The organism is Streptomyces sp. NPDC045470 (assembly GCF_040646595.1).
Lineage (GTDB): Bacteria > Actinomycetota > Actinomycetes > Streptomycetales > Streptomycetaceae > Streptomyces.
In genome coordinates, this window is the sequence record NZ_JBEZAN010000011.1 from 1 (window position 1) to 19460 (window position 19460).

Annotated in this window: 18 protein-coding genes and 2 pseudogenes; 11 read left to right on the forward strand and 9 right to left on the reverse strand. The window is 69.5% G+C overall.

All coding sequences use genetic code 11. The features are described from left to right. The first annotated feature begins 367 nt into the window (after positions 1-367). Positions 368-622, forward strand: coding sequence for a hypothetical protein (locus AB0A97_RS26555; protein WP_361154634.1), 255 nt, complete (start codon positions 368-370; stop codon positions 620-622). A gap of 111 nt (positions 623-733) precedes the next feature. On the opposite strand, the gene AB0A97_RS26560 is transcribed toward AB0A97_RS26555, so the two are convergent. From AB0A97_RS26560 to AB0A97_RS26570, 3 genes are all read right to left on the reverse strand, one after another. Then, complete coding sequence (locus tag AB0A97_RS26560) at positions 734-940, reverse strand: acylphosphatase (RefSeq protein ID WP_361154637.1); 207 nt, start codon at positions 938-940, stop codon at positions 734-736. Between the two features lie 259 nt (positions 941-1199). Further along, positions 1200-1481: a hypothetical protein gene (locus AB0A97_RS26565; protein ID WP_361154640.1), complete on the reverse strand. Its 282-nt coding sequence runs from the start codon at positions 1479-1481 to the stop codon at positions 1200-1202. Between the two features lie 44 nt (positions 1482-1525). Next, entirely contained in the window at positions 1526-1765 is a 240-nt protein-coding gene (locus AB0A97_RS26570) for a hypothetical protein (RefSeq protein ID WP_361154643.1), read from the reverse strand. 488 nt (positions 1766-2253) lie between these two features. On the opposite strand from AB0A97_RS26570, the gene AB0A97_RS26575 reads away from it, so the two are divergent. From AB0A97_RS26575 to AB0A97_RS26590, 4 genes are all read left to right on the forward strand, one after another. Further along, positions 2254-4074 carry an FAD-dependent oxidoreductase gene (locus AB0A97_RS26575; protein ID WP_361154646.1) on the forward strand — a complete coding sequence of 607 codons (1821 nt, stop codon included), beginning with the start codon at positions 2254-2256 and terminating at the stop codon, positions 4072-4074. A gap of 428 nt (positions 4075-4502) precedes the next feature. Then, the gene (locus AB0A97_RS26580) at positions 4503-5396 is read left to right on the forward strand and encodes a helix-turn-helix domain-containing protein (protein WP_361154949.1); all 894 of its coding nucleotides are present in this window, start codon (positions 4503-4505) and stop codon (positions 5394-5396) included. Between the two features lie 1095 nt (positions 5397-6491). After that, positions 6492-6821, forward strand: a complete 330-nt coding sequence (locus AB0A97_RS26585) for a hypothetical protein (RefSeq protein ID WP_361154649.1) — start codon at positions 6492-6494, stop codon at positions 6819-6821. A gap of 656 nt (positions 6822-7477) precedes the next feature. Continuing rightward, positions 7478-7792: a hypothetical protein gene (locus AB0A97_RS26590; protein ID WP_361154652.1), complete on the forward strand. Its 315-nt coding sequence runs from the start codon at positions 7478-7480 to the stop codon at positions 7790-7792. Between the two features lie 931 nt (positions 7793-8723). Here AB0A97_RS26590 and AB0A97_RS26595 read toward each other — a convergent pair. From AB0A97_RS26595 to AB0A97_RS26610, 4 genes are all read right to left on the reverse strand, one after another. Then, positions 8724-8915, reverse strand: coding sequence for a hypothetical protein (locus tag AB0A97_RS26595; RefSeq protein WP_361154655.1), 192 nt, complete (start codon positions 8913-8915; stop codon positions 8724-8726). 651 nt (positions 8916-9566) lie between these two features. Then, positions 9567-10031, reverse strand: coding sequence for a hypothetical protein (locus AB0A97_RS26600; protein ID WP_361154657.1), 465 nt, complete (start codon positions 10029-10031; stop codon positions 9567-9569). 61 nt (positions 10032-10092) lie between these two features. Continuing rightward, positions 10093-11163 (reverse strand): twin-arginine translocation signal domain-containing protein, encoded by a 1071-nt coding sequence (locus AB0A97_RS26605; RefSeq protein WP_361154659.1) that lies wholly within the window; start codon positions 11161-11163, stop codon positions 10093-10095. A 78-nt stretch (positions 11164-11241) separates the two neighbouring features. Beyond that, on the reverse strand, positions 11242-12183 hold the full coding sequence (locus AB0A97_RS26610; RefSeq protein WP_361154951.1) for a S8 family serine peptidase: 942 nt from the start codon (positions 12181-12183) through the stop codon (positions 11242-11244). Between AB0A97_RS26610 and AB0A97_RS26615 the strand changes: the two genes are divergently transcribed. Beyond that, positions 12147-12953, forward strand: coding sequence for a DUF1963 domain-containing protein (locus tag AB0A97_RS26615; RefSeq protein ID WP_361154660.1), 807 nt, complete (start codon positions 12147-12149; stop codon positions 12951-12953). The genes AB0A97_RS26610 and AB0A97_RS26615 overlap by 37 nt on opposite strands. 293 nt (positions 12954-13246) lie before the next feature. On the opposite strand, the gene AB0A97_RS26620 is transcribed toward AB0A97_RS26615, so the two are convergent. Further along, on the reverse strand, positions 13247-14125 hold the full coding sequence (locus AB0A97_RS26620; protein WP_361154661.1) for an alpha/beta hydrolase: 879 nt from the start codon (positions 14123-14125) through the stop codon (positions 13247-13249). A 135-nt stretch (positions 14126-14260) separates the two neighbouring features. Between AB0A97_RS26620 and AB0A97_RS26625 the strand changes: the two genes are divergently transcribed. After that, positions 14261-16198 (forward strand): AfsR/SARP family transcriptional regulator, encoded by a 1938-nt coding sequence (locus tag AB0A97_RS26625; RefSeq protein ID WP_361154662.1) that lies wholly within the window; start codon positions 14261-14263, stop codon positions 16196-16198. 351 nt (positions 16199-16549) lie between these two features. Here the strand turns inward: AB0A97_RS26625 and AB0A97_RS26630 are convergent, their stop codons facing one another. Continuing rightward, on the reverse strand, positions 16550-17149 hold the full coding sequence (locus AB0A97_RS26630; protein WP_361154664.1) for a TetR/AcrR family transcriptional regulator: 600 nt from the start codon (positions 17147-17149) through the stop codon (positions 16550-16552). Positions 17150-17265: 116 nt separating this feature from the next. Between AB0A97_RS26630 and AB0A97_RS26635 the strand changes: the two are divergent. From AB0A97_RS26635 to AB0A97_RS26650, 4 genes and pseudogenes are all read left to right on the forward strand, one after another. After that, positions 17266-17493 (forward strand): annotated as a pseudogene (locus AB0A97_RS26635) (SDR family NAD(P)-dependent oxidoreductase); the annotation flags it as partial. A gap of 107 nt (positions 17494-17600) precedes the next feature. Continuing rightward, a pseudogene (locus AB0A97_RS26640) lies at positions 17601-17690 on the forward strand (short-chain dehydrogenase); the annotation flags it as partial. A 142-nt stretch (positions 17691-17832) separates the two neighbouring features. Further along, positions 17833-18582 (forward strand): SDR family oxidoreductase, encoded by a 750-nt coding sequence (locus AB0A97_RS26645; protein WP_361154665.1) that lies wholly within the window; start codon positions 17833-17835, stop codon positions 18580-18582. A gap of 287 nt (positions 18583-18869) precedes the next feature. Continuing rightward, positions 18870-19115 (forward strand): hypothetical protein, encoded by a 246-nt coding sequence (locus tag AB0A97_RS26650; RefSeq protein ID WP_361154666.1) that lies wholly within the window; start codon positions 18870-18872, stop codon positions 19113-19115. Positions 19116-19460: the final 345 nt, after the last annotated feature.

Consider the following 19460-nt stretch of genomic DNA (forward strand, 5'->3'; position numbering starts at 1 on the left):
GTCGGATACGCCCGCCGACCGGTCATCCCCGCCTCCCCGAAGTGCAGGAACTACCAAGTCACCTGCCCTGAACGGGGCTTCTCAGACACCCTCTAGAAGGCATCCTCGTCATGGACGACGGATCATCGCGCTGCGGTCCTTCATCGTCGTAACGGCCGTGCCCGTCGGCTTCATCATGCTCCCGCCCCTGTGGACTGCCCTGCGTGTGGCTCAAGGACATGGCCCGCGAACAAGGCCTGACGCCGGCCGGACCGTCGCCGACCGCTACGGAGTTGGCCCCTCCGACGGCGGGCGGGGGCAAAGAGCCCCGCCGGTCGCTGTCCGGCCGGTTCAGGACACGGCCCCGGCCTTCATGAAAGGATCCTTCGTGCTGCTGCAACCAGGATGCGGGGAGGAACCCACGGATATGCGGAACCTGATTGGACAAGCGTTTTCGGAACTTGGGCAGGCGCTCTTCGGCATCGTTCTGTTCCTCTGGTGGGTGGGCGGTCCCGGGGTGACAGCGATCGTCTGGAGTCAGGGTGAGAAGACTCTGGCGTTGCAGTTCTTCGCCATGTGGGCGGTCGTCACGGCTCTGTACATCGCCGTACGCATGGTGATACGCCGAGCCCGCCGCAGGTGATCCCATCCGGCGCAGATGCCGTTGAAATGCCAGTCAGCCCCGGCGACGAGCCCGGAATCGAGTTCCTCGGGGCGTTGACGGCCCGAGCCGCCAGGCCTCACGTGTGAACGGTCACGTCCGCGCTACGAGGGCTGCGCGGTGGCCTTCGGGGCTTCCGGCGGCTACGGTACATCCGGTCACTTCGGCGGCGCCCGGCCCGGTGGCCGCCCAGCGCACCAGGCGTGCGACGGTGTTCGGCGTGCCCTCGAAGATGGCTTCCACATCGCCGTTGTGCATATTGCGGACCCATCCGGTCACGCCAGTCTGCTCTGCTGACAATGGATCACCGGCTGGGCTTCACAGTCTCTCGTCGTAGCCGAGCATCACCGCCCACACCAGGCCCGGGCATCAGCGCGCAACCCTTAACCGCGGTGGGTGGCGAGAGAGCCCGGCGACTGGCCCTCCTCCGAAAGAGCCTCGCACTCGACCGACTGAGCATCAGTGCTCAGTGCGACCGGGCCACCCACCGTACCGGAGAGGTACGGCCTCGCATACAAGGGCAGCCATCTGGTCCAGTCGTCGTACGTCGGGAAGACGGCTACCCAGCCCGAGCATCTATTGCGCGTTCCGTGGCAGCCGCCGACTCGGCGAGTGCACGCACGACGAGCAGCGCCGTCCCCTCGTCACCAATGCCCGTCGCCCCCGCCTGCTCCACGATCAACGCAGCGGCCATCTCCGCCGTGGCACGCGCCATCCGGTACTCGCCCAAGACCAGGTCTCGTCCGACGATCTCGATGACGTTGACGAGTCCGGGGACGATGTCGTACAGGGTCTCGCCATCGGCCCACAGCGCTTCTCGTTCTCTCGGTTCTTCGGTCATGATGAGATCTTCTCAAGGACCACGGGGGTGCACGAACCTGCCGACTAGGCCGTCTGACCTGCGCGCTCAACCGTGCGAGTCATCTCGCGGGGGACCTTGAAGCCGTTGTTCTCCCGGTAGTGCGGGGCGCCGTCGTGGGAGTCGGGCTCCACGTTGCCGCGTGCGGGGGTGAGGACGGACAGCGTGGGCGAGAAGCTCGGGCCGGAGCCGGTGCGCTGCTGGCCGCAGGCGGACAGGGCCAAGACGGCGCCCGCAGCAAGGGAACGGGACCGGGATCTGTGCATGAGGAGGACTCTGCCACGGCATCACCACGGGCAACGCCGGCGCCGGGCTGGACTGCGGTGGCGGGCGAGATGATCCGAGCGGTGGCGAGGGCGGTCACTACGGCGGGGCAGCGGCCGCCGACAGGGGCCACACGGAAGGCCGGGCCGGAGGCCATCTGCTCGCGTACCGCGGAAGGGCCTGGGCCGTCAGCATCCCGGCCCCTGAACCTCGCACCCCTCGGTCCAGGTCTTGCGCACGCGCTCGCGTCCGTCTGCCTCCTTGATCAACCGGATCACCACGCGCAGGTCGGATCCATACAACCCGGCCCACTCCGTATACCGAGTGCTGGCGGTCCGCGGGACGTACACTCACTCCTCGCCGCACCACAAGAGGACGGTGACCATGGCGCGTTGCGGTCGGTGCCTCGGTGCCGGCTGTTCTGTTCCTCCGCGCCCGTGGCTACTGTCGCCTGCCTCATCGGGAGCTACCGGAATGGCAGGAGTGACCCATGACGGATGGACAGCACGGACACCGGGACCCGGCCGGGAGAGCGGCCCAGGGCCCCGGCCGCAGGCAGGTGTTGCGGTACGGAGCGGCCACGGCGGGTGTCCTGGGCGTTGCGGCGCTTCCCGACGCCGTGCCGGCGGTCGCGGCCGGGCGCCGCCAGGGCTGGTCGGTGGCCGTACTGGGCGCCGGCGTCGGCGGGCTGACCGCCGCACACGAACTGGCCGAGCGCGGCTTCCAGGTGACGGTGTACGAGCGCAAGGCGCTGGGCGGCAAGGCGCGCAGCATCCCCGTACCCGGCACCGGCACCGGCGGGCGGCGTGACCTGCCGGGCGAGCACGGGCACCGCGGGGTGTTCGGCTTCTACCACAACCTCCCGGACACCCTGCGGCGCATCCCGTACCCGGGCAACGTCCACGGCGTCCACGACAACCTCACCTCCGTTCCCTGGATCGCCTTCGCCCGCGACGACGGACGGGCCGACCTGCCGATCCCCACCACTCCGTTCGAGGGGCGGACGCTCGACGTGGACGCCCTGCGGCGCATGCTGGTCGGTGCCGTGCAGCAGCTCTTCCATCTGCCGTTACACGAGGCCGCCTTCTTCGCCCGCCAACTGGCCATCCTGATGACCAGCAGCAGGGAGCGCGCGTTCGGGCAGTGGGAACACGTCAAGTGGCTGGATTTCCTCGCCGTCGAAGGCAAGTCCACGGAGTACGAGAAGCTGTTCGGCGGCGGCGCCCAGGTCATCCAGGCGCTCAAACCCGAGGACGCCAGCAGCCGCACCTGCGGGCAGGGTGTGGAGGCGATCCTCTTCTCCCTGCTCCAGCGCGGTACGGACGGCCCCTCCAACAGGATCTTCAACGGTCCGACCAGCGAGGCGTGGATCGACCCGTGGGCGCGGCATCTGCGCAGCCTCGGGGTGCGCTTCGCGATGGACCACACCGTGGACGCCCTTGAGCTGAGCGGCGGGCGTATCACGGCGGCCCGCGCCGCCACGCCCGCCGGTCCGGTCCGTATCGAGGCGGACTGGTTCGTGGCGGCCGTACCGGCCGAACGCGCGCGGGCGCTGTGGAGCGCGCCGATCCGCGCGGCGGACCGGCGGCTCGCCGGCATGGACCGCCTGCGTACCACGTGGTCGCACGGCATCCAGTACTTCCTGCGCCGTCCCGTCCCGGTGGTGCAGGGGCACGTGGCGTACATCGACTCGCCCTGGTCGCTGGTGTCGGTCAGCCAGTCACAGTTCTGGCGGAGCGACTTCCCGCGCACCTGGGGCGACGGGCAGGCGCGGGACTCGTTCTCCGTCGTGGTCTCCGACTGGGACGCCCCGGGCGCCCTGTACGGCAAGCCCGCCAAGCGGTGCACCCGCCAGGAGATCGCGGCCGAGGTGTGGGCGCAGATGAAGGCGGCCCTGGAGGACACCGGGCGCACCTACCTGCCGGACGACGTCCTGCACTCGTGGTTCCTTGACCCGGCCGTCTCCGGGACCGGCGGGCCCGAACCGGCCAACGACGAGCCGTACCTGCTCAACGACGCCGGGTCCTGGGAGCACCGCCCCGACGCGGCGACCGCGATCCCGAATCTGTTCCTGGCCGCCGACTACGTGCGGACGTACAGCAATGTCGACTTCACGTCGATGGAGACCGCGAACGAGGCCGGTCGGCGTGCCGCGAACGCGCTACTGGACGCCGCCGGCTCGGACGCCGGCCGCGTCCGGCTGTTCGCCGGGTACCGGCCGCCGGAGTTCGAGGCGGCCAAACTGCTGGACGCGACCCGTTACCGGCTCGGCCTGCCGCACATTCTGGACACTCCATGGCCGTTGCCGTAACGGCGCCGACGTTGGCCTCTCGTGGCCCGCCCCCAGAGCTCGCCGCGGCTGTCCGTATCGGGGACGGGCCCGTCAGCGCAGGCGGCCGAGCTGGCTCACGCTGATGCGAACCTGCTGATCACTGATCTCGTAGAGGCGGTTGATACCGACGTGGATGCGCAGGACGTCGGTGCTGCCGAACGCGCCCTCGGGCCTCGGCTCGTCGGCGAGGCGGTCGGCGGTGGTCGACGGCGATGAAACCCTGCCGTACGCACCGCGGGTCGGTCCTTGGCGAACCGCTCCGCCTGGGCGAGGGCCTCGGACTCCCAGATGATCTTGCAGCTCACGCCTCGGCGCCGCCGAAGACGAGGCGGTACGCCTCATCGTGGGGCGCCGGCGTTCTCGCCGCGGGCCTCGCGGGCGCGGTGGGCGGCCAGCGCCCGCATCTCCTGCCGGGCCAGCGCGTCGGCGGGGCTGACCAGTATGGCGATGGCCATGAACGTGCAGTCGCCACGCGGCGCGCCATCCTGACCGCGGCCGCCGAGGTGAGCATCGAGCGCGGGTACGGCGGCGCGTCCGTCTCGCAGATCACCGCCCGGGCCGGCGTGGCGGCCGGGGCGGTGTACTTCCACTTCCGCAGCAAGGAAGGCATTGCTCACAGCCTGCTCGGCCTCGACCTCCTGGAGGGCCTGCCCCCGCACCGCGGCCCAGCTCTGCAGGAGTGGTTCGATCTCGCTCTGCTGGGCCCGCCTCCTCGATGCCGACCGAAGGACCGGGCTGCGTCGTACCTGGCCGCGCTCGCCGACAGCCAGGGCGGCTGGACGTCGCCCTGGCCCGCCTGGCGAGCCACGGCGGCCCGCCCGTTGCACGCCGCCGCCGGGGAGGGCGAGCTCCAGGCGCACGTGCGGCCCGACGCCGTCACCGAGGGCTGCGGCCGCAAGGGGGGAACAGCAGGGAAGGGCGGGCAGCAGTCTGCGGCGGTTCAGGGTGAGCCCAGGCCATGTCTGACAGGAAAGGTAGACTTTTCCGGACAAACTAGTGACTCTTGGGGGCAAATGAAGAGCCGTGCCGCCTGCATGTCGGTGGTGGGTGCCCTGGCCCTGGGTGGGTGTGCCGATTCGGGGCAGCCCCTGAAATTCGGCGAGCAGGCGACCGTCGCCGGGGACCGGACTGGTTCCGTCGGAGTGACCGTGGTGCGTGTGGACAAGGGCACTCACACCGGCCTCTCCCGGCTCAAGGGTGCCTGGAAGTTCAAGCGAACGACTCCGCACTACCTCCGTTTCCAACTCACGAAGACGGCCGAAGGGAACGACAATGACGAGACCTCGCATTTCGATGTCTGAAGCGACGGCAAGCAGTTGCAGGATGCGAATCCTGTGGGAGTCCATCCAGGCCGAGCACCACCAGTGGCCCTGTAGTCCACGGACCGAACCGCGCAAGTGGGGCGGCAGGCGCTCACCCAGGCCGAGCGGCCGCTGCATGAATGTGCAGGCACGGCGAACAACAACCTGGCTACGTCAGGCTGCTGGCTGGCGCAGGATCGGAAGATGCGCCTTCAAGCATGCAGCGGGGGTGGCCACGCTCAGGAGCACATAGCGCCACGTTGCGACCCCGCGTGTTATCGATCATAGGGGTTGACGATGCGCGCCCTCCTGCCAGCGGGCCTTCGCGGAGAAGGGACGAACGGCCCGGTCTGGCGCGTTGCTGCGCCAAGCCGTCACCAAGCGGGGAACGCGAGCCCCGGCTGGCCGGGCCGATCGTGCGCCGGTCTGCGGCTCGGGGGGACTGTAGGCCCCGAGGCAGCAGCGGAGCCGGCACATGGCCGAGCGGCGGGTACCGGCTTCGCACGCAGGGCGGCCTGTCCGCCCCGGGCGACGCGACCGAAACGGGATAGCGGTTATGAGGAGCAGGCGGGCCGGGCCGGGTCGTCACTGGCATCTGCCGCCTCCGGCCCCGCACCCGCCGCCTTTTTCGCGCGCCTTCTCCGGGGGCACAGCAGGCCGACCCTGCCCACCAGCGCGCCGGGGCGAACCTGCGAGTAGTTCGAACGACTCTGAGCTGAAGCACGGCGGGCTCTCAGCAATTCAGCCTGACCTAGAGGGTTAGGGCTCGTAGAAGGTTTCGTAACGGAGCCTCGCGAAGAGGACGTCAGTCCGCAGTCCGGTGAGCCAGAGCAGAGCCTGGGGGTGGCGCTTGCCTTGCACGGCCCTGCTCGCAGCGTTCGCCGCTGAGCGTTTCCTCCGTGCGGACACGCCGGGAGTTGAGTGCCGAAAGCGTCTCGAATCACCCACGCGCGAAGCGCAACGGTCCCCCAAAACTCCCTCTTCGTTACATCCCTCCAAAATCCGCCATATCGGCATTGCTATCCCTCCGCTTTACTGGCAAAGTGTTCGCTCGTCCGGCATAGGCCGGACGAAACGAGGGAAAGGCGCATCACCTTGCGTAAGTTCAAGATTCTGGGAACGCTCGCCGTAGCAGCGCTGGCCGCGGGAACGCTTTCGACCCCCGCGAACGCCGCCTCCAACAGCGACGTCTCGCTGCGCAGCATCAAGCGCGGCAGCGTCACATGCTTCAATTACTCGTGGAACCCTGCTGGCATCGCGACTTACACCGTGTACTACCACAACACGTGCAAGGGTCGGCACGGTCTCTATGTGACGACCAATTCCGGTCTCTCTCACGAGTGCATATCGGTTGCAGGGAACGCCAAGGGGCACAAGGCGTTCTTCACGAAGCCCATCAAGTTCGCGTACAAGAAGAGCTGCTGAGCGTCGGCGAATCCGTCTGACCGATCAAGCGGTCACCTACGTGAGAGCACTCCCGCGCGGCCGGCTGCGAAGGCCAGGCCGCGCGCCTCTGTCTCTCGGGCCTGTGACCAAGGTGACCGGGGCCCGGGGCGCTGGCTGCCGGACGAATACGCGGGGTCCCGCTACGAAAGGCCGTGGGCCATTCGCGCGGGGACGGTTCGCGAGAATGTCGGCAGAAGGCCAGTTAGCCGCCATGCGGCTGTGCGCGAAGGCGTTCCGTAACTCGGACCCGCAGCGGACGCGGCGTATCTGACCGGCCCGCACACCGGCGCCCCGCGCCGCCAGCCTCGTCGCTGCCGCTACAGGCTGCGCTGAAACCGACGCGGCGGGCGCACGGAGCCGGGGCCGGAGTCAGCTTCTTACTGCGCCTTGCGGCCCCGGGTCCGCCACTTGAGCGCGACGCGATCCGCATCGGGTGTTCACAAGAGCATGTGGCCAGGCACAACGCCTGTCCCCGGTGATCGTTTCCCAGATGGCGGGAGATCGCTGCCCGGAACCTTGGCTGTCCTGTTGCTTCCGCTGTCCTGTTGCTTCACTGCTCGGGTCCAGCTACGTCTGCTCCAGCGAGATCTATCAGCCCCATCGCCCCGGCCAGTTCGACGGCGCTCAGGTCCGGTGTGGCGGCTGCCCGGAGGGCTTCCGATGTCCTCGACTCGCTGAACGGCACCCTGTACGAGGCCGTGGCCGGGCACGCCCTGGCGGGCTGGCACACCGGCGGCACCTACAGCACGGCAAGGCCGCCGTGTGGGCAGTGCACGACCTTGCGCACCGGCCAGGTCCGGGCCCGTATGACCTGCGTCTACGACGTGCCCGGTGACACCATCCCCGACCTCGACTACTCGGTGGTCACCTCGTCGAACGGCCGGTACCCGGCCGCCGACCCGCTTGCCATGACAAGGCGAAGGGCTTCCACAGCACAGACCGCGCACTGATCAGGGTCGGCGTTCCAAGGGTCGCTGAACCTCCCTTGGTACAACCCCTCTCCTCAACGACGACAGCTACCTCCTGCGCCAGACGCGCTATCTCAATCACCTGAACAGCCTCCGACCAAAGGTGCATTCGACCTGCGGCATGCCACCGCGATATCCTCGAAGTCCGGGGCAAGGCCACCACCTCAAGTGGTACGGGTGCGGTTCGGTTGCACATAATGCATTCCGGGAATTCCCATACCTGACTGCACCGTTAGGGACATCAGAGTCCGGGTTCACCGCCGAGGCGGCCAGCAACGAAGCGGCTGCCTCGGCTAGATTACCTCGCAGTCCTCCACCGGGGCTGAAACGACGACGGAGCCTTCTCCGGCGGGGCCGCTGACCAGATCTCAGGGGAGTTCGAGCGGATCCACCACGAACTAGGGGCCTGCCTAGTGTGGTTTCGTCGCCTGCCCGACTGAGGACGATACTCCAGCATCTGACCAAGACACTGCGGCGCCGGGGGTGCTGAACCTCGCCCGGCTCGTCCGTGCGCTCTACGAGCGACGCGACCACCTGCGCGCCGAAACCTCGCCCAGCCTCACCATTTCGTGACCTGCCGCGGTGCGCCGTTCAGCAGACCGTGCAGGCTGCACCTGGCGCATAGGCGCCCAGCAGGGCCAGGGTAGCGACCGCCGCGCACGACGAGGAGCGGGCCTCCTGCCGGGCCCGCCGCCTTGTCCTTACGTCCCGGCCGTCAGCGGCGACGTCACGAATAGGCTGCGGCTCAACCACTGCCGATGCCCGGCCCTGCGCTCAGCATCCCAGCATGCCGCGCTGCCATAACACTCCCCGTGCCCCCGTGTGAGGCGTGCGGGCACAGCGCGCTCTCCGCACACCGACAAGGGCGGTTCTCGCCTCCCGGGCCATCACGCCGATCAGACTGCGTCGGTAATCAGTGCTGCGGACCGTCGATTGCGCGCCGCAGCGAGTCGATGAAGGTCGTGAGCCTAGAGGCCGGGATCACAGCGGCAGGTGACGCGAAGGCCCCGGCGTCAGGCTCCGTGCCGGGCGCGAGTTCGGGCAGCCCGGTGGCGAAGAATCCGCCCTGGACCGGGCTGTCCGGAGCGACGTAGCGGCCGGTCATCTTTGGTTAGTAGGAAACTTTTCGTGCGTAGGACAGCAGCAGTTCGGGAGCGGCCCCGGTCCACGCACCCAAAACGTGCAGCCGGGAGAACGTGATCGCGACGAAGTGGGCTGTGCTGGTCTTGGCCTGGTGGCCGTGGCCGCATCGGTCCGGGAGCGGTCGGGTGCCCACGATCTGGGGCACGGACAGGGGGCGGGGGCTGGGGGGGCAGGGTCTTCGACGCAGGTGGTGAAGAACGTCTGCATCGCGCACCATCCGGCGTGGGGGATACAGCCTCCGAACATGGGGGCGGCACGCCGTCCGGGCCGGCGGGGGAATTCGTCAACGCGTCGCGCCAGGGCCCTGGACCACACGCACACCCCGGTTCCAGGGAGGTGCGCGAAAACCAGGGCTCCGCCTTCGGCGGTGGGAACGGTCAGGCAGCGGGCAGTACACCATCGCGTTGCTTCGTTGCTTCGCATCCGCTGCTGCGACGAATCCCGCCGCTTCTACGACCGCAAACGCGCCGAAGGCAAACGGCACAGCCAGGCCGTCATGGCCTTCGCCCGCCGCAAGGTCAACGTCTTGCGGGGTCTTCTGCGTGACGGACGGTGCTAAGAAAGCATACCGTCCGTCACACTGACCGATTGGCAACTTCGTTAGGAATCGGCGTCAGGCCCAAGGGCTGCACGCGACGACAGTGTTGCTGCTGTTGACGGTGCACGCGCGCACCTTGAGGCCCTTGATGTTCACTCCCGCCTTGGAGTGGGCGTTGCTGTTCTTCGAGTCACCATTGCCGCCTTCGGCCTTGCCGAAGATGCGGGTGGTCCACTTCCAGGCCGTCCCGTCCTGCCAGTTGTAGCCGACCTCCACCCGCACCCCGTAGCCGTCGGCGGCCTTGTCCCACCCGGTGCCGGACAGGCTCACCTTGTAGCCCTCCCATTCCACGGCCACGGCGGCAAGGGCCCCCTTGAAGGCCGGGTCGGTCTCGGCGTAGCGGGAATTCGGGTAGTGCACGTAACCGTTGTCCCAGTGGTCAGGCCTCTCCTCTGCTAGCGCTGGTGACACCGCCGTCACCAGGGTCAATCCGGCGCCGAGCGTCGCGGCAGCGATCGAGGTGATCAAGCGGGTCCTCACGTACTCTCCCCCTTATCTGCGGATACCATTGAGCAGGCGTGCTTTCGGGAGATGCCGCGGTTCAGAAGGGCAGCACCCGCGCCTTGTAAATCCGCTTCATGCCTACCTGGCCATCAAAATTCGGGACCTTCACGGGCTTGTTGTTCTCGGTGGGCCACATGAAGTTAACCTCGTCGTTTCCGTACTGGTCCGGGCCGCTTGCGCTCGGGGCCACCGTCCAGACGGAGCGGCCGGAAGAGTGCCGGGAGAAGGACTTCATCTTGGCTATCGGGTACCGCTCGTCCACGCGCGGCTTGTTCGAGGACTTGTTGATTTTCAGCAGTTGCGTGCTGCTCGATACCCAGAGGATGTTCCCCTCGGTGCTGACCGGGTCCGCGCTCAGGTCGTGACCGTTCTCGAAGAGCTTGGGTTCCGGCTCTGGGAAGGTCACCGTCGGCTTGATGCTGGCGCTCGTGGATGTGACGTGGACTTCGTAGCCAACGAGTTTATGACCGCCGAACATCCACAACAAGCCGCCTTGCCACACCACGCCGTGCGCCTGCCGGAAGGGCCCCTCCGCGATCTTGACGAGCTGCCCAGGCGTGCTGCCCGGAGCCTTGTAGACCTGCCAGGTCCCGCCGAGCGTGGCACCAGGGTTGTAATCCGGTACGGAACTCGGGTCGTCCAGGCCGCGGGTTCCCACTACGACGATCACGTTTTTCTGGGGAACGTACTCCAAGGAGTGCGGGAAGATCTTGAGCTCACTGATCCAGCCCAAGGCAGCCGCATCACTGCTGCGGTGGATGGTCACGTGCCCGTTGTCAGGTTTGCCCCCGCAGACCATAAACACGGTCTCTTTGCTGTCGAGCGTACGGACCTTGCACTCCAGCGGCTGCCAGACGCCGGTCGGAAATTTGGCCCACGGTGGCTTGCTGAAAGCATTATTCCTGATGTCCGCCGTGTTGTAGTTCTCGACGACATTGTGGGTGGTATTGAGCAGAGCCACATTGAAGCCCGCGGCACGCGGGACTGCAGGCACCGCCGCCGACGCGTTGTCGGCGGTGAGGACCATCCCTGTCGACAGCCCCCAAAGGGTGGCTCCCGCACCTGCGGCAAGCGACCCGCGCAGCAGTTGACGCCGGTCTAAGACCACGGTGTCCTTCCTGGAGCATGCGCCCTGCACACCCCGCGGGACGGCACTACCGTCGAGCAGTCCCGCATGGTCGCACGCTCATACCGCTGCTCGCGGCGGAACCGCATCGCGCCCTTCACGCAGGTGCTCGTCACCTGCGCTCCCCGCCACGCCGGACGAGCCTAGAACCAACACTCGAAGTTGCACAGAGAGTGTGTCGAAGCAACTTCCGAAGCGGTTGTCAGGTGGCTCAACTACGGTGCGGCCAAGGACCCGGCCCGGCACCGCATCGCGGCCCGACGGAACCTGTCCGTACAAGGGATCGGTGGTACGCCGGCCAGCACCGAGACCGCTGCAGGCAACGCCCGCAGGGAGTCGGCCGCTGCGGTGCCCGCAGCGGGACGTTTTTGGTCCCGGTTGCTCGGCGGGCCGCGTTACGGCGACGGCGGGCCTGGGTGCTGCCAGGGTCCGGCGCCGGACTGCTGCGGGTGAACGCCGGGCTGCTGCGGCGGGAAGTAACCAGGTCCGCCGGGCCCCCGAAGCCGCCGCCGGGAGGCGGGCCGTTGCGCTTGTTCTCCTCTTCTTCACCACGAGGGCGACGATGCCGCCGATGACCGTCAAGGCGATGAGCGAGAAGGCGGCGATGCCCAGGGCGGCCTTGGCGTTGCTGTTGTCCTCCCAAGGCGGCTGCGCGTTGCCGTCCGCGGGCTGCTCCTGAGCCGGGGCCTGCGGAGCAGCGAGCGGCCCGGTCTTCGGCCCGGCCGGAATGTCCTTGTTGAGGGCGTCCAGGGGTCGGATGACGCCGTAGCCGTAGTAGGCGTCCGGAACGCCGCCCGACGGGCCGGACGGCCACTGCGCCGTGGCGGTGAGGCGGTTGGCGATCTGCCCGGCGGACAGCTGCGGGTACTTGGCCCGCGGCAGGGCCGCCACCTCCGAGACGTAGGCCGTGGAGTCCGAGGGGCCGCTGGTGTATCGGTAGGTGTGTCCCGGTGACCGATGCGAGCATGGACAGAATGAACCGCTTCCGGGCCGAGGCGATATCCCAAGGTTTGGCGTCGGAGGAGGTGGAGGAGTGGATACGTGGCACCCTGCCGGCGGTGTACCTGGCCGAGGGCGGTGACGGCCCCCTGGTGGCCCGGGTCGGCGGCAACCCCCTGCTGCCGCACGGCGTGGTCAAGCCGTCCGACCCCTTCGTGGCCTCCGTCGACCTCGCGGCCCTCCCGCCGGGTGCGACCAGCCTTCCACTGCCCGCCGACGGCCACCTGCTCTTCTTCTCCGGCACCGATGTGCAAGGCATCGAGGGACAGGTGCCCGACGCGGTGCTGTACGTCCCCGCCGGGACCCCTGTCACCCCGACCTTCCTCGAACACAGCCGGCGCGAGCCGTACCGGCCGCGTGAACTGCGCACGCTCTGGCACCAGCCGAGCGCGCAGATGCCGGAGAGCTTCGCCCTCGACAGATGGGGCGACATCCCCGAGGACGAGCAGTTCGAGCTCGCCGACGAACTCAGCGACGCCTGGGCACACGTGGGCGGCTACCGCCCTTCCTGGGTCCTGCAGATCGGCGGCCATCCCGTCTCGCCCCAGAACGACCCCGTCCACTACGCCCGTACGCCCGAGGAGACCGGCCCCTGCGAGCAGGGCGGTACGGCCCCTGAAGAGGACGCCGGCGACTGGGCGCTCCTGGCCACCTGGAGGTGCGGTGACGACGTCACGGAACTGGACTCCGGCGTGGCCCACTGGGTGATCCGCCACCGGGACCTGGCGGCCCGGCGCTTCGACCGGGCCCACCGCTACGTCGAAATGGCCTGACCCCGCGGGGCGGAGACGACCCGCCACCTGACGCTCATCAGCCACCCTCCCCGCCCACGCCCCCGGTCCGTGCCGCCACCACGACGAGCGGTCCGGCCGGAACGGTGCCGCGCCCTCGCTGCCCGGCCCACCTCGCCCTGCGGAGCGGAAGGGATACGGGCGTAGTCCCGTGGGCGCTGCCGCGCCCTGCTGAACGTCGCTGGGTGCTCCCCCGGGCCGCGGCAACGGCCGTAGGGGGGCGGGCTGGTCAGCGGTCGCCGGATCGCGGGGCCCACCCGCCGCAGCCCGGGGACTCAGCGGAGCAGCAGGTCGCGGATCGCCCCCGTGATCTCGTCGGGCGCCTCCTCGGCCATGAAGTGCCCCGCGCCGGTCAGCCGGTGGTCCAGGTCCGGCGCCCACGCGTGCCAGAGTGCGGCGGCGTCGTAGCCCAGCCGCGCCCCCCAGTCCTGCTGGACGACCGTCACGGGCATGGCCAGCTGGGAACCGGCGTCCTGGTCCGCCTGGTCATGGATGACGTCGATGCCCGCCGAAGCCCGGTAGTCCGCGACGATCGACGGCACGGCCGCGGCGCTCGCCCGCAGGTACACGGCCCGGACCGGTTCCGGAACGGCGGCCGGGTTCCTGGCCCAGGCGTCGAGGAAGGAGCCGAAGAAGGCATCGGCGCTGTTGGCGATCATCGTCTCCGGCAGCCCCGGCGGCTGCGCCATGAGGAACAGGTGGTAGCCGACCGCCGCCGGGACACCGTGCAGGACATTCCACATGTCCAGGGTCGGTACGACATCGAGAATGCCCAGGTGCGTGAGGGTCTCGGGATGGTCCAGACCCGCCCGGAAGGCGACCAGGGCGCCCCGGTCGTGGCCGACCAGGGCGAAGCGCTCATGGCCGAGCGCCGCCGCCAGGGCGACGACATCGGCGGCCATGGTGCGCTTGGAGTACACCTCGGGGCCGGTGGCCGCCGGCTTGTCGCTGGCGCCGTAGCCGCGCAGGTCGGGACAGATCACCGTGTGCTCGCCGGCGAGCCGCTCGGCGACGTGCCGCCACATCAGGTGGGTCTGGGGGAAGCCGTGCAGGAGCACGACCGGGCTGCCGCTGCCGCCGACGGCGGCGGCCAGTTCCACTCCGTCGGCGCCGGGCAGGCGGACGTGGTCGAAACCGGGGATGGTGAGCGTCATGAAAGGCCCCTTCCTGGGGTCGGAGACCGGCGAAAGCCTTGGTCCGAGGACTGACGGGATCAGCGTCGGCGACGGCGATCAGCAGCCGATCAGTACGCTTCGACGCGCGGACCCCCGGCACGGAAAATGGAGGGCATGCGAATCGACGTACTCGGTGCCGTGCGGGCCCTCCGCGACGACGGCACCCCGCTCGACCTGGGCGGACCCCGCCACCGCGAGGTGCTCGCCCGGCTCGTCGCCGCCGGCGGACGGATGGTCCCCACCGACACCCTCGTGGACGACCTGTGGGCCGAGCCGCCGGTGCGCGCCGTGGGCGCGTTGCGTACGTTCGTCGCCGCGCTGCGCCGCGCCATCGAGCCTGGTCGGCCACCCCGTACCCCGCCGCGCGTGCTCGTCACGGAAGGCCCCGGCTACGCGCTGCGCCTGCCGCGCGACACCGTGGACGTCCACCGGTTCGAGGACGTCCTGGCCCGCGCCAGGCGTACCCCCGGTGCGCTGACCGACCTCGACGCGGCCCTCGCGGCCTGGCGCGGTCCCGCCTACGCCGACGTGACCGGCTCCGCGTGGGCCCAGCGTGAACGGACCCGGCTGGAGGAGCTGAGGCTGGAGGGGGTGGAACTGCGCGCCCGCCTCCTCCTCGACTCCGGTTCAGGAGCCGAGCTGGTCGCCGAACTGGGCGCCCACGTCGCCGAACACCCCTGGCGCGAGCCGGCCTGGGGGCTGCTGGCCCGCGCACTGCACCGGGCAGGCCGTCAAGCGGACGCACTGGCCACCCTCCGCCGCGCCCGCACGATGCTCGCGGACCAACTCGGGCTCGACCCCGGTGCCGGCCTCCAGCACCTGGAGACGGACATTCTCCGCGGAGCTGCGACCCTCCAGCCCCCACCTACCGTGTGGACCGCAGGCGTACGACTCGGCCCGCGCACCACCGTCGAACTGGCCCGCACCCTGGCCCTGGCGGGTGGTGACGCTCTCATGCACTCGCGGCGCGATCGCCTCGCCGCCGTCCAGGCGGCGGAACGCACCGGCGACATCGCCCTGACCGCCCGCGTCATCGGCGCCTACGACGTGCCCGCCCTCTGGAGCCGGGCCGACGACCCCGAGCAGTCCCGCGCGGTCGTCGCGGCGGCCGAGCGTACACTCACCGCGCTCGGCACCGAGGGTCCCGCCGACCTGCGCGCCCGCCTGCTGGCCACCGTCGCGGTCGAGAGCCGCAGCGCCGATCTGTCCGCCACCGAACGCAGGCGCGCCGGGCAGGCGGCACGCCAGGCCGAGGCGCTGGCCCGGGAGCTGGGCGACCCCGCCCTGCTGGTGTTCGCCCTCAACGGCGTGTTCCTCCAGTCCTTCACCCGGCCCGGTCTCGCGGCGGCGCGGGACATGACCGGCGCCGAGATCCTCGGCCTGGCCGCCCGGCACGAGCTGCCGGACTTCGCCGTGCTCGGCCGCCTCATCCGCCTGCAGTCCGCCTCCGCTCTCGGCGACCTCGATGCCGCGGCCGCACATGCCGAGGCCGCCGAGCAGCTCGCCGTCAGCACCGAGGCCTCTCTCGTGCCCGTACTCACCGGCTGGGCCCGGGCCCGGATCATGGCCGCACGGAGCACCGAACCGGGCGGACCGGCCGCCGCCACGGCCGCGGCGCATTACCGCGCCGCCGAACACGCCCTAGCCGAGACAGCAGGTATGCCGGGGCTGCACCGCGGCCTGTTCGCCCTCGCTCTCCTGGGCCTGCGCCTCCTGCACGACCGTCCCGCGCCCACCGATCCTGCCCTCGACTGGGGCCCGTACCGCCCCTGGACGCACCCCTTGGTGCTGCTCGCCCGCAACCGGACCGAGGAGGCCCGCACCGCCCTGGCCAGGGCACCCGAACCACCCCTTGATCACATGCAGGAGGCACTCTGGTGCCTGACCGCCCACGCCGCCGCCCGCCTCGGCGAGCGCCCGGCCGCCGCCCGCGCCGCAACGGCCCTGTCGGCTGCCCGCACCGAACACGCGGGCGGGGCGAGCGGGCTGCTGACGCTGGGACCGGTGGCGCGGTACCTGGCGGAGGCGGAGGCATGCGCCGGCATGAGATGACCGGCATCGTCCACGTGCCCGCTCCCCCCACCTGCCCGCCCCGCCCTGGCCGGGGCAAGGGGCCCCTCGGACCGGCCAAGCCATACGTGCCGAAGTGAGCCGTTCCGGTCGAGACGAGCTGAGATCCGCGCTTCGGTACGCCGACTCGGCGTCCTGGTCCGCCAGAGCAGCCGCCGCCTGGCCGGCGCGGCGGGCATCCCGGAGACAGCGCCGGCTCTCCACCGGCTCCTGCTGGACGAAAGCACTCCTTCTCCTGTGCAGAGCCCGCGGCCGTCATGCGCGAAGAGGGGCTTGCATACCTTCACCGAGCGCAACGGTCAGGGGTTCCGGTCGCTCACGAAGAAGTGCAGGTCACGCCCGCAGCCCGTCCACCGCCGTGTCGATCGCCGCCAGGGCCGCCGTCTTGTCGAGCCCCCCCCTCGATACGAGAGAGAGACCCTGGGCGACGTAGAGCAGGAGCTGCGCCTGGGCCTCGGGGGGGCGGGTGTCCGTGACCTCTCCGGCGGCCTGTGCGCGGCGGAGCGCACCGGCGACGATGTCGGTGAACCGGCGGTACGAGCGGGTGACGATCTCCGTGGCTTCGCTGTCCTGGGGGACGAGTTCGGCGGTCGTGTTGCCGACCAGGCAACCCTGCGGCACGCCCACGTCGGAGATCAGTTCGTCCAGCCGCGCGGGGTGAGTCAGGATCACACGCAGAGCGGGCAGGAGCGGGCTGGTGTCGAGTGCGGTGACCAGGTGCCGCTCGTACACCTCCCAGTAGAGCCTGACGGCTTCGAGGTAGAAGCGGCGCTTGTCACCGAAAGCACCGTAGAGGCTGCCGCGCTCGACGCCCAGCGCATCGACCAGGTCCTGGAGCGACGTCGCCCCGTACCCCCGGGACCAGAACAGTTCGAGTGCGCGCTCCAGCGTCTGTTGCCTGTCGAACTCGCGGGGGCGTCCGGTGCGTGCCATGGGCTCGATCCTACGACTTCTTGACTGGGCGTTCAAGAAGTCGTAGTTTCCGCTGCGACACTTCTTGAACGCTTGCACAGAAGTCGGTCGCCCACTGGCCGACGAAGGGTGAACCCATGGAATTCGCAGGCAAGACGGCACTCGTCACCGGTTCCGGCGCGATCGGCGGACTCGGGCACGCTACGGCCAGGGGGCTGGCCGCCGGCGGAGCCGGCCTGGTCCTGACCGGCACCGATCCGCAGCGCGGCGCCCGGGTCGTCCAAGACCTTCGCGCAGCCGGCGGCGAGTGCGCCGGGAGAACGCGTTTCGTCGCTGACGATCTGTCCGACTCGGCGGGCGTGCGCCAGCCGGCCGAGGACGCCGGGGCCGTCGACATCTTGATCAACAACGCGAGCGCGCGGCGCTCGAATCACTGCCCCACACCTGGGCGGCGGAATTCGCCGAGTCGAACGTGCGGGTCAACGCGGTCGCTCCGGGCCCGATGCACACCTCCAAGGTGGTCGCGGCGATGGGCCCGGACCTGGGCGGCATGGGCCTGGCCACCGCACTCAAGCGCACATCCGACCCGGCCGAGGTGGCCCACGTCATCGCCTTTCTCGCGGCGGTGACCGGGCCAGTTACACGACCGAGGAGATCGCGGCTTCCGACGGTGGCCGCACCGCAATCTGAAGAGAGACAGGACAATGGATCGTCTTGCGGGAAAGCACGCACTCATCACCGGAGGAACGAGCGGCATCGGCCTGGAAACGGCCCGCGCATTCCTCACCGAGGGAGCAACTGTCGCCATCACCGGCCGCTCGCAGGAAAAACTGGACGAGGCAGCCCGGCAATTGGACGGCCCGCTGCTGACCATCGCCAGTGACGCCGGCGACGTACCCGGCCAGGCGGCGCTCGCGGCGCGGCTCCGGGAGGAATGGCCGAAGCTCGACATCCTGATGAGCAACGCCGCCGACATCACCCACCTCCCGATCGAGGCATGGACCGAAGAGGCGTTCGACAGGCTCCTCGCGACCAATCTCAAGTCGCCGTTCTTCCTGATCAGGGACCTGCTGCCGCTCTTCTCGCAGCAGTCCTCGGTCATCCTCGTCGGCTCGGTGTCCGCGTACATCGGGCACGAGAACGCGACGGTCTACGGCGCGGCCAAGGCGGGCCTGCTGTCCTACACGCGCGGACTGACCTATGAGCTGAAGGACCGCGGCATCCGCGTCAACGGACTGAGCCCGGGCCCGACGATCACCAACGCGTTCGCGCCTCTCGGCCCCGAGCGCCAGGCCGCCCTCTACGAAGAACTCCGGCAGACCGCACCTCTCCATCGCCTGGGAACAGCGGCCGAGCTGGCAAAGGCGGCGGTCTATCTCGCCTCGGACGAATCCGCCTACACCGCAGGGACCGTGCTGCGCGTTGATGGGGGCATCGGGCAGCTCGCGTACTAGGGTCCGCCGTCAACGGATCTTGCCCAGAGCAAAGCAGTGGCAACAAACTTACCCATATGGCGACTACCGTGCTGCGGCTCAGGAATACGTTTCTAGCAGGCCGAGAATTCGTCCGGGCCAGAACCGAACCCTCTGCTTCCGAAACGTGTGTGAAATCCTTACGCAGGCCGGCGGCGCCGGTGCGCCATTCCGTGAAATACGACTCGGCGATGGCCTCAGCGATGATCGGATGCAGGTCTTCCTCCGTCGCACCGGCCTCCTGGAGGCCGGGGATCCGCTTCGCACGGATGGGCGAGATCGCCGTGGTGATGCCGCGCTCGCGGCCGTCGTCCGAGCTGCCCTTGCAGACGAATCCGAAGTGGGCCGCCGCGTCCACCATCATGCCGCTGGTGGTGGACGTCGGCGCTCGTGCCTGCGCCCTGGCCTGCGGTTGCCACTCAGATTCGGCCTCTTCCGCCAAGGCGGCCCGGAGACGCTTCCGTGGCGTCGTCAAATCCCTGCGCGGTAACGCCTCACGGTGCGGCGGGAGGTGACCGGCCCGCTCCGCCAGATCCTCAGCCGACTCCTTCGTGCGCGTGAGGAGGAATTTCCCCCTGTGCTCTCGCGGATTTCGGTGCGGGCCGGGGGAAGACCTTCCGCTCCGCCCGCACGAGGGCGTCCAGGACCTTGCCACAGTGCGGGGCCGACTGCTGCTCGCGATCGTTCACCCCCAGCGATCATGGATCGCTGGGGACAAGGGCAGCCGTTCGAACGATTCCCCTGTGGCGGGTTGACGTGACAGATCGGTACGGCTCGGGTGATGGCCCGTCGCGAGGAAGGGGGACCTGCGACCCGGGTTGAGCTTGCCGACCGGCTGCCGCAACGCTCGCGCTGCCGCG